Source organism: Corallococcus sp. AB038B (genome assembly GCF_003668955.1).
Classification (GTDB): Bacteria; Myxococcota; Myxococcia; order Myxococcales; family Myxococcaceae; genus Corallococcus; species Corallococcus exiguus.
In genome coordinates this window covers 1-386 of record NZ_RAWO01000388.1, presented here as the reverse complement: position 1 = coordinate 386, position 386 = coordinate 1, and the positions used below count along the sequence as shown (strand labels likewise).

General features: G+C 69.4%; 1 protein-coding gene. It reads left to right on the top strand.

Annotation, left to right across the window (positions count from 1 at the left end; translation table 11 throughout):
- The coding region (locus tag D7Y04_RS43650; protein ID WP_147477397.1) for a molybdopterin-dependent oxidoreductase at positions 1-386 on the top strand (386 nt) is incomplete at both ends.

Below are 386 nucleotides of genomic sequence, written 5' to 3'. Positions count from 1 at the left end.
GGACCAGCTCGCTCCGGAGCTGCCGCCCGAAGAGGCCACGCCGCCTGGTGACTTCCCCCAGTACTTCGTCTCCGAGTCCATGCCGCTCGTGCCTCAAGGTTGGGCGCTCAAGGTGGGTGGGCTCGTCGAGCGGCCTGGGATGCTGTCACTCGCGGACCTGCAGCGGCTGCCGCGCACGGAGTACCGCATCCGGCACCACTGCGTGGAGGGCTGGAGCGCGGTGGCGTCGTGGCATGGCGTGCGCGTGAGTGACGTCGCCAGGTACGTGGGCGCGGACCCGAGGGCTGGCTACGTGGAGCTGCGCTCGTTCGATGCGGGCTACTGGTCCTCGTGGGACAGGCCGAGCGCCTTCCACGCACAGACGATTCTCGCCTACGGGATGAACG